Raw genomic sequence first — 331 nt, 5'->3', positions numbered from 1 at the left:
CACGGCTCGGTGCCTTTCATCCCCGGTTTCTCCAGATTTGCGGCCTGACCTGCGCGCTGGTTTGCCCGGTGTTCACGCCGGGCACGGGTTGATGCGGCGGAGCTGCACAAGGCGGCGCATGTTGTAAGCGATGTTCTTCATCCCGATCTTCGCCTTGGCGCGCGCCATGCCGACCGTGCGCACCAGCGTGCCGCCCATGTCATTGGCCTGCGCGCCGAAGACATGTTCCACGCGGACACGCACGGTCGATTTGGTCCGGTTGCTGCCCGTCGCCTGATCTGTCAGCGGCTTGCCCCGCTTGCCCTTGCGGTGGATGTGGCTCTTGAGCTTC

1 protein-coding gene is annotated in these 331 nt (G+C 65.0%); it reads right to left on the bottom strand.

The features are described 5' to 3' along the window. Positions 1-72: 72 nt before the first annotated feature. A partial coding sequence (locus ACH107_RS33680) for a transposase (RefSeq protein WP_412509908.1) occupies positions 73-331 on the bottom strand: 259 nt, incomplete at its 5' end.

The organism is Roseovarius halophilus (ex Wu et al. 2025), assembly GCF_047086965.1.
Note: the sequence above shows the minus strand (reverse complement) of the source record. Positions and strands in the feature narration are given on the sequence as shown.